This window comes from Stieleria sp., from assembly GCF_041595215.1.
Taxonomy (GTDB): domain Bacteria; phylum Planctomycetota; class Planctomycetia; order Pirellulales; family Pirellulaceae; genus Stieleria; species Stieleria magnilauensis.
In genome coordinates this window covers 1-9130 of sequence record NZ_JBFHKV010000243.1, presented here as the reverse complement: position 1 = coordinate 9130, position 9130 = coordinate 1, and the positions used below count along the sequence as shown (strand labels likewise).

The 9130-nt window shown below is 59.4% G+C and carries 6 protein-coding genes; 5 read left to right on the top strand and 1 reads right to left on the bottom strand.

What is annotated here, in order from left to right; all coding sequences use genetic code 11:
* Positions 1-615: 615 nt before the first annotated feature.
* Together ABX749_RS11635 and ABX749_RS11630 are read left to right on the top strand one after the other, a co-directional pair.
* On the top strand, positions 616-2871 hold the full coding sequence (locus tag ABX749_RS11635; protein WP_145213516.1) for a glutamine synthetase III: 2256 nt from the start codon (positions 616-618) through the stop codon (positions 2869-2871).
* Between the two features lie 316 nt (positions 2872-3187).
* The gene (locus ABX749_RS11630) at positions 3188-3895 is read left to right on the top strand and encodes a hypothetical protein (protein WP_372896130.1); all 708 of its coding nucleotides are present in this window, start codon (positions 3188-3190) and stop codon (positions 3893-3895) included.
* Between the two features lie 43 nt (positions 3896-3938).
* Here the strand turns inward: ABX749_RS11630 and ABX749_RS11625 are convergent, their stop codons facing one another.
* On the bottom strand, positions 3939-5363 hold the full coding sequence (locus ABX749_RS11625; RefSeq protein WP_145213510.1) for a TonB-dependent receptor: 1425 nt from the start codon (positions 5361-5363) through the stop codon (positions 3939-3941).
* Between the two features lie 293 nt (positions 5364-5656).
* Here ABX749_RS11625 and ABX749_RS11620 point away from each other — a divergent pair, with 293 nt between their 5' ends.
* The 3 genes from ABX749_RS11620 to ABX749_RS11610 form a co-directional block, all read left to right on the top strand.
* Positions 5657-6751 carry a hypothetical protein gene (locus tag ABX749_RS11620; RefSeq protein ID WP_372896129.1) on the top strand — a complete coding sequence of 365 codons (1095 nt, stop codon included), beginning with the start codon at positions 5657-5659 and terminating at the stop codon, positions 6749-6751.
* Positions 6748-8787: a PQQ-binding-like beta-propeller repeat protein gene (locus ABX749_RS11615; RefSeq protein ID WP_372896128.1), complete on the top strand. Its 2040-nt coding sequence runs from the start codon at positions 6748-6750 to the stop codon at positions 8785-8787. Before ABX749_RS11620 ends, ABX749_RS11615 begins: the two co-directional genes overlap by 4 nt.
* An 18-nt stretch (positions 8788-8805) precedes the next feature.
* Positions 8806-9130: twin-arginine translocation signal domain-containing protein (locus ABX749_RS11610; protein WP_372896127.1), on the top strand; the 325-nt coding region annotated here is incomplete at its 3' end.

The following is a 9130-nucleotide window of genomic DNA, read 5'->3' as shown; positions in this document are numbered from 1 at the left end:
GGACGCTTCGGGCAACGAGCAGATGACGTTCGACTATCAGATGCATTCCGGCGTCAGCCCCACGACCAACGCGCTGCGGTTGTTGGAAATCGTCGGCTTGGGATCGCAACAGCCGTAGGTTCGGTCGAAGGGGCCAACGCTGGATGGGACTGATGCGACCGATGAGTCCGATTGGTCCGATGTGTCCCATTTCACGATCGTTGCGCCAGGCTGGCGTCCGTCGGTGGTCCAGTGGGCCCGGGAAAGCGGCGCTGCAATGGCGCAGAAATCAAGCAGCGGTCGCCTATTCTCTCCGCAACCCGTCGGCGCGGTTCTCCCCACCGGCGTCGCAGGTCCTTTTTTAGGGGCTGGTCCAGACCCTTAGCCGCTACCGCACGGCTTTCAGAGTTCCCCAGCCGGGGAGCTGGCGGAATCGCGCGCCGCCTCGGTACGAGACGTGCCTTGACGGTCTGGGGGACTGGAAATGAATTGCGTCCCTCGTCTTTATCGAATCACGTTGAATCGCTCGTCAGGCACTCAGGCGAACCTTCTGTGGAGCTTGCGTCGTTCGAAATCATGGAAGGCCATTGGTCGATTTCCCCACTTTTTCACCGCGCCTGATGATCAGGATTTTTCATGAGCACAGCATTTGCCAATCCCGTTGACACCAACTCATCCAAAGGTGCCGCCGGCGGCTCCAGCACGAGCAGCGGCGGATCGACACCGCGACGAACCGCGGTGGCCGCGGTCATCAACCGAATCTCGAGCCCCCAAACGATCGAGTTCGTTGACGTTCCTGCCCAAGAGTATTATTCGGCCAACGTCTTCACCAAGTCGGTGATGAAAGACCGCTTGCCCAAGAGCGTCTTCAAGTCGTTGATTCGCACGATCGATTCGGGCGAGAAGCTGGATCCGGAAATCGCAGACGTCGTGGCGTCGGCGATCAAGGATTGGGCGATGGAAAAAGGCGCGACGCACTATGCCCACGTGTTTTATCCGTTGACCGGCGCGACCGCGGAGAAGCACGACAGTTTTCTGTCGCCGACCTCCGACGGCGGCACCCTTTCCGAATTCAGCGGCAAGCAACTTTGCCAAGGCGAACCTGACGGATCGAGTTTCCCCAGCGGCGGGATTCGCGTCACGTCCCAGGCCCGGGGCTACACGATTTGGGACGTCACCAGTCCGGCCTACATTTTAGAGAACCCCAACGGGACGACGTTGTGCATTCCGACGGCGTTTGTTTCGTGGACGGGCGAGGCTCTGGACAAGAAGACGCCGGTGTTGCGTTCGATGCAGGCGCTCAACAAACAGGCGCAGCGGATCCTCAACATTTTCGGTCATGAGGACGGCGCGTTCGTGGCATCGACGGCCGGTCCGGAACAGGAATACTTTCTCGTCGACCGCAACTTTTACTACGCACGCCCCGACTTGCTCAATGCGGGCCGAACACTGTTCGGGGCCAAGCCGCCCAAGGGACAGGAGTTCGACGACCACTATTTCGGCGCGATTCCCGAACGCGTGTTGGCGTTCATGTGCGAGGCCGAACGCGAGCTGTTTAAGTTGGGGATTCCCGTCAAGACGCGTCACAATGAAGTCGCGCCGGGGCAGTTCGAAGTGGCACCGGTATTCGAATCGGCCAACGTCGCGGCGGATCACCAGCAATTGATGATGTTGACGTTGCGTAAGACGGCCGAGAAATACGGCATGGCGTGCTTGATGCACGAAAAGCCCTTCGCGGGGGTCAACGGTTCGGGCAAGCACGTCAACTGGTCGCTGGGCAGTTCCTCGCAAGGAAACCTGCTGGATCCGGGCGACACGCCGCACGACAACGCCCAGTTCTTGGTCTTTTGTGCGGCCATCATTCGTGCCGTCTACAAGCACCAGGGATTGCTTCGGGCCGTCGTCGCCAGTGCCGGCAATGACCACCGTCTGGGCGCCAACGAAGCACCTCCGGCGATCATCTCGATTTTCCTCGGGGATCAATTGACCGATGTGTTTGAGCAGATCAAAGCCGGCGGCGCGAACAGCTCGCTGCCGTCGGGGACGTTGGAAGTGGGCGTCGATGTCTTGCCGCCGTTGCCCAAGGACGCCGGCGACCGCAACCGGACCAGCCCGTTTGCCTTCACCGGAAACCGTTTCGAGTTCCGTGCCGTCGGATCGAACCAATCGATTTCGGGCCCGTTGGTCGCGATGAACACGATCATTGCCGATTCGGTCGACTACTGTGCGACCAAACTGGAAGAAGCGATCGCGAAGAATCCCGATGGACTCAACGGTGCCATCCAGACGCTGCTCTCGGAGATCATCACGGAGTGTTCGCCGATCATCTTCAACGGCGACGGCTACTCCGAAGAGTGGCACAAGGAAGCCGAAAAACGTGGGCTGTTGAATCTGAAAACGACGGCCGACGCGTTGCCGCAATTGGCGACGCCCGAGACGATCGAGATGTTCGCCAAGTATGGTGTGTTGTCCGAGCGGGAACTGGAAAGCCGTTTGGAAACGTACCAAGAACAGTACTGCATGACCGTCAGTGTCGAAGCCAGTCTGGCGCTGTCGATCGCCCGCACGCTGATTTTCCCGGCGGCGATCCGGTATCAAAACGAATTGGCATCGACGTGTGCCAACCTCAAAGCTGTCGGCTACGACTTCGACACCGACACGTTGGATTCGATGACCGCGCTGGTCAAGGCCTTGCAGGAAGGCATCGCAACGCTCGAGCATGCGATCAACGACGTCTCGGCCACCACGCCGGACGACGAGTGCCGGCACTGCTGCGACGCGATCTTGCCGTCGATGCTGGCCCTGCGTGAAACGGTGGACAAGCTGGAGGAAGTCGTGGCCGATGACATCTGGCCGCTGCCGACCTACCAGGAAATGCTGTTCATCAAATGATGCACTTGGCAAGGTCGCCGGATAGCGAAGCATCCGTAGTGTGGTACGGTCAATTCGCTATCCGGTCGGCCTGTCAAGCTCCGATCTGGGACACGGCTTTCAGCCGGGCGTGCTCGCGCGGCCGACTGAAAACCGATCCCACGTTGGTCTCTCGCGGAGGCCTCGACGACAGTTTGTCGCGGGGGCGATCTCAGTCCGTTGGGGCTTCTTTCACGTCCCGTCTTTACATCTGAGATTCGTGATTAGGATAGGGGGTGTCCCGCGTCGGAACGTCGCCGGCCATCCCACCCCTATCCCCCCCGATCAAGCCAAGACGATGAAAACCACCCTGACCGCAACGTTCACCCTGATGGCACTGCTCGTGACCGATTGTGCGGTGACGCATTGTGCCGCCGCCGATTGTGGCGGTCCGCTCGCCCGTCTGCTGCGGCGACCCTGCAAGTCGGCGTGTGCCCCAGCTGCCTGCGGGACGTCGTCTCACGTCGATCAACCCAGCGAACTCAACATCATGCTGACCACCGAGCTGGTCGCGCTGCGTGAACAGTTGGAAGAGATGAAAACCCAAGCGGCCGAAAAAGATGAGGCGCTCGCAGCGTCGGAGCAGTTGGCCGAAAAGCTGCAAGCCGAGCTGGACGAACAAGCGGCCCAGTTGGCCGAGCAAACCAAGCGTGCCGACGCGGTGACGAAAGAGTTGGCAAAGGTCAAAGAGGCTGCTGCAAAGGCGAAACAGGCTGCCGCAAAGGCCGAGAAAGCCGCCAGTCAGGCAGCGGCCGAAGCCAAAGCGCAACTCGAACAAGCCCAAGAGCAAAACGCGAATCTGAAACAACGCGCCCAAGCGGCCAACCGCCAACTGAAGGCCGCCCAAGAGGCACTCGCTCAAGAAAAGAAGGAGCGTGAAGAAGAGCGTCGTCAGAACGAGGAAAAAGCGATCGAGCCTCAGCCCGCCGCGGTGAAAGAGGAAAACACAGCGACCGAAGCCGAAGCAACCCCAGGCGATGGTGAGGCCGAGCCCGAATCGGAGTGAATCGGGGATGGGGTTGGTCTGTGATGCTGTGCATCACGTCCGGCTAGGTCGGCAGCCCGAAGTAGGCCTTGGATTTGATCACTTCCGCAACCGGCAGCGGCACCTTGGTTTCCCATTCGGAATCGCCTTTCTTGATCAGTTCCAACACATCGCGTGAGAAGACTTTCAAGCAGGACGGATCGAAGTTGTCCAGGTTGATGATGTCGCCGCGATGACGAATGTAGTCGTACAACTGTTGCAGTTCGGGTTTTGTTTTGAAATTCTCGGACGTCAACAGTTCGCCGGTCTCGCGGTTTTCCATCGGGTAGCAGAAGATTTTTAAGTCATTCTTGAACAGTCTGCCGAACGATTCGAGCACGCCGCCCTGCAGCTTGGTGTAGTACTTTTCATCAAACAAGTCCTTCATGCTTGCCGCACCCATCGTGATCGCGATCGGTTCCTTGGTGTAACCGCACAGGTACGCGGCCAAGCGGTAGTACTGGAAATAGTCGGAGATCAAGACCGGCATGCCGCAGGCGGCGATGACATCGGCCCGGGCGAGGAAATCGCGGAGGTCGATTTCGCCGGAGGACTTCAAGTTGTTCATGGTGATTTCCATCACCTGCGTGATTTCCTTGCCTTGAACGCTGGGCATTTCGGAGAACTTTTCGTGGGCGCAGCGGAGCATATCCAGGTTGACGTTGCACACCGGTCGAAAGCTGCCCCGTTCGACCAGGATTGCTTTGCGATAGAAAAATTCAGACGGTTGCAACACCTCGCCGTTGGCGGCAAACATTGCCGCACCACTGAGCCCCAATTCGACCAGTTTCAGACTCATCAGGCGGTTGTCGACGTGTCGAAACGCGATCCCGGAAAACTCGATCATGTCGATCTCGATCCGAGAGGTCGTCAAGCCGTCCAGCAGGGAATCAACCAGCAATTCGGGTTCATGGTTGAGCGCCGCAGCACCGTAGACCAGATTCACACCGACAATCCCCAACGCCTCCTGCTGTAGCGACGCTTCGTTGTCCAACATCCGCACGTGGATGATGATCTGGCTGTCTTCGTCACGCGGGTGTGCCTGGAATTTGATGCCCATCCAGCCGTGGCATTGATTGGTGCCGTGGAAATTTCGTGCCGAGACGGTATCGGCAAAGGCAAAGAACGCCGTGGTGTCGCCGCGAGTTTCACGCAGTCGATCCAGATTCAAGGCGTGTTCGTAGTCCAACATCGCTTGCAATCGCTCGCGACAGACATAACGCGACGCGCGCCCATAGATCGCATCGCTGACCTTCATGTCGTATGCCGAGATGCTTTTGGCGATCGTTCCGGCAGCCGCACCGACGCGAAAGAACCATCGCACCACTTCCTGGCCGGCTCCGATTTCGGCAAACGTTCCATAGCGACGCGTATCGAGATTCACGTCGAGTGCCTTTTGGCGAGTGCTCAGGGTTTCGACCGAGGTCCTGATGGGATAAGTGCTGGGCATGGAATCTTCGGGTCAGCGGAAGGGAGCAAAGCCGTTTCAACATCGGCAGTCTAATGGATGCAAGTCGCGTGTTTGGGGCGGGCGTTCACGTTGGTCGATGGTTGACCGTTAGGGCGTGTTTAGGGGCCGCGGTCCATCAGAGGTATCCCGTTGCGGACGATCGATCTCGCCAATTCTGGCCTTCGCACGGCGGTTTGTTCGATACCGACGCCGCCCAAATCTGTTTCAATGGGATGGCACGGCCCGCCTGAACAGCTGCGCCCGTTTCCCTTTTCTCGATCGTTTGATTGCCCATGATTCAGCGGACCCGACGTCTGATCCGATCGGCATTGCCGGTCTTGCTGCTGATCGCGAGTTCGGCTGGGCTGGCCGCTGACGACGGCGAGCAGCCCACGGACGGCGAGCAGCCGACTGCCAGCGAGCAGCCGACACACAGCGAGCAGCCGACACACCGCGAGGTCGAATCGATCAAGCTGGAAATCGGCACCGAGGGCCGGTTGGAGACGATGGCGATGAACCAGGCCGGTGAGTTGCTGGCCGCGGTCACCTGGCTGGTGAAAAAGCCGACCGCCGAAGGTGATCCGCCGGCGACCGATGACCCCACGTTTTGGGATTACTGGTCCGAGCGGCGTGAAATCCGAGTGCTCGATGGCGACGGCACCGAACTGCGGAAAATCGAGATCGAGAACGTCGTTCCGCTGCAGATTTGTGGAACCGATGATGGCTCGATCTATCTGGGCGGTGAGTACCTGATCGCCAAAATCGACCGTGACGGAAAACTGGTCGAGAAAGTCAAGATCGTCGACGTGATCCCCAACACCAACGCTGACACGCACATCAGCGGCATCGCGGTCAATGATCAATACTTGTTCGTCGCCATCGGCAGCGGACGCAGCTTGCGTGCGACCGAGGACATCGTCCGGCTGACCAGGGATCTAAAAAATCCGACGATGATCGTGGAGCGACAATTCGGTTGTTGTTCCCACATCGACCTGGCGATCGACGGTGACGCCTTGTTGGTCGCCGAAAACTCGCGACATCGCGTCAACCGTTTTTCGTTCGATGGCGAATTGCTGGGACGCTGGGGCCAGCGAGACCGGACGGGCATCGAAGGGTTTGGCGCCTGCTGCAATCCTGTCAATTTTGATCTGATCGACGGCCGCCTGGTGACTGCCGAATCCGGAATCGGACGCGTCAAAGAGTTTCACTCCGATGGAACGTTCAAGCAGTTGATCGGATACGTCGACACGACGAAGTTCGATCGCGGCAGTCGCATCGCCGCGGCCAGTTGCTACATCCCCGTCGAAGTGTCGGCCGATGGCAATCGGATTTATGTGATGGACGTCAGGGCGAATCTGATTCGTGTTCTCCAGCGGATCGAGTCATGAAAGCCATCCGTGTCGTCCTTCGATCCGTTGCCATCCTGGTCGTTTGTTGCGCGGGAGCGACCTGGGGGCAGCAGGCCGACTCCGACGCCAAGTCCACGCTGAATCTGGTTGTGATGGACCCGTTGTCACTGCCGCTTTCGTGTGCGTGTGTCGATGGAATCGGGCAGCGGCGTTATGAACCGTTGGTCGAGCACTTGGAGGCTGCGATCGGCCGGAAGATCAATCTCGTTTATGAGGAGAGTTTGCAGCTGGCCAAGCGTCGTGGTTTGCCGAGCATTGATCTGGTCGTTGGAAAACGATCCGTCGTGCTCGGCGACGCCGAGGCGACCGGGGTTGAGTTGCAAGCGGCTTGCGATTTAACAGATCGTCACGGCGCGACGGAAATTCGCGGCGTGTTGTTGGTCACAAAAAACAGTGCGATCGACTCGGTGCAGCAACTGGCCGGCAAGAAGGTCGCGATCGGATCGCCCGAACATGCCGAATGCCACGCGCTGTCGAAAGAATTATTTCGGTCCCGCCAGATCGACGCCTCCTTGATCGGTCATGACAGTCTCGAATCAGCGGTTTATGCCTTTGCCGACCAAGAAGTCGACGCGGTCGTGGTCACCGACTACTTGCCGCCACTGTTGGAGGCCTGTGGCAAGCTGGAAAAGAACGCGACCAAGACGATTGCTGAAACCCGACCCTGTCGCGGTGTGCAGTTCTTCTTTGCTGCGAACCTTCCGTCATCGGTTCAAGAATCACTGAACTCGGCCATCGCATCGGCCGCCGCTGATCCGGCGATCAACGATGCTTTGGAGTCGCAGGGTGGGTTCGTTCCCGTGACGTCCGGAGCGGATTCTGGTCGAGGCGGCCGTGGGTGGACGGATTGGCGTGGGCCAGACCGGACGGGCCAGTTCGCGGAGCTACCGGCGTCGTTGGCCGATCAGCCCAAGGTCCTTTGGCGAACAAAAGTGACCGGCCCGGCGATGGCGGGCATCTCTGCGACCGAACGATGGGTGGTGGTTGCCGACAAGTCGGCTGATTTTCAACAAGACCTGTTTCGCGCCTTCGACGCCGCAACGGGCAAGTCGGTCTGGGAAGTCCGGCATCATGCCGACGCCCGGATGGAGTACACCAACGCGCCTCGCGCGACGCCGGTGATCGTTGCAGATCGGGTATTGCTGCAAAGTGCGTTCGGAAAGCTGATGTGCGTCGAACTGGCGACGGGACGACCGATTTGGACACGCGATTTGGTGGCCGATTTCGGCGGCGAGGTTCCGACGTGGGGCTTCAGTGTGCCGCCACTAGTCGTCGGTGATCGGGTGGTGGTCGCGCCCGGCAGCGCGGATGCGTCGCTGGCGGCGTTGAGTTTGGAATCCGGCGCCACGCTTTGGAAAACGAAAGGACACGCGCCGGCTTACGCGCCGTTTATTTACGGATCGTTTGGCGGACGCGAGCAAGTCATCGGCTACGACTCGCCGGGACTGGGCGGATGGGACCTGACGACGGGGCGACGTCTGTGGGAACTGATTCCGCCGGAAAAGAGTGACTTCCATGTCGGAACGCCGGTTCCCTTTCAAGACGGTGTTTTGCTGGCGACCGAAAACAATGCGATGCGGTGGTATCAGTTCAAAGACGATGGACAGATCGACCCGCAACCGGTTTGGCACAACTTGGATTGCGCTCCCGACACCTGCACACCGGTGGTTGTCGAGTTGGAGGACCAGTCGCGTGTCTTCTGTACGGCGTACGGAGAATTGTTCTGCATCGACGGCTCCAATCAGCTGGAAACGTTGTGGAGCGAAGCCGATGAGCGGTTTTACGATCACACCTGCTTGATCGCCGGCAACCGGCGCGTGCTGTTGTGGGGATCCGAATGTGATCTCTTGCTGCTCGACGCAACCGCCGACGGGTTGACGATCGTTTCCCAGTGGCGGCCGATGCAAGGCGAGCACCCCGAAAGCATGTCGCATCCAGCGATCGTGGGCGATCGTTTGTACTTGCGCAGCCAATTCGAATTGATCTGTATTGAAATTCCTTCACGTGAACCTTGATGCATGCGAGAGACGACCATGAACCGAACGACGAAGTATGACGACAGTCGTCGCGGATTCCTGAAGGGGTCCGCCTGTGGCGCAACCGCATTGGCCGTCGTTGGAGCGGACAGAGCGGTCGGGATGGACGGGGCGGCCGGGATGGACGGGGCGGCCGGGATGGTCCAGCCGACGCCGCGTGAAGTGAAACGGATACCGCTTCCGGGTCTGTCGCCGCGGCGCATCGCCGCCGCGGCCGATCAGACGGTTTTTGTCGCGACCGGCAATTCCGTGCAACGGGTCGATCCTGACGGCAATGTGCTGTGGCAGTCCCCGTTTCCGCGCCCGGTCAGGTGCCTGTGTG

Coding starts and splice junctions, on each gene's coding strand:
- ABX749_RS11625 (WP_145213510.1), bottom strand. CDS start 5,363: ATGCCCAGCACTTATCCCATCAGGACCTCGGTCGAAACCCTGAGCACT.
- ABX749_RS11620 (WP_372896129.1), top strand. CDS start 5,657: ATGATTCAGCGGACCCGACGTCTGATCCGATCGGCATTGCCGGTCTTG.
- ABX749_RS11635 (WP_145213516.1), top strand. CDS start 616: ATGAGCACAGCATTTGCCAATCCCGTTGACACCAACTCATCCAAAGGT.
- ABX749_RS11615 (WP_372896128.1), top strand. CDS start 6,748: ATGAAAGCCATCCGTGTCGTCCTTCGATCCGTTGCCATCCTGGTCGTT.
- ABX749_RS11630 (WP_372896130.1), top strand. CDS start 3,188: ATGAAAACCACCCTGACCGCAACGTTCACCCTGATGGCACTGCTCGTG.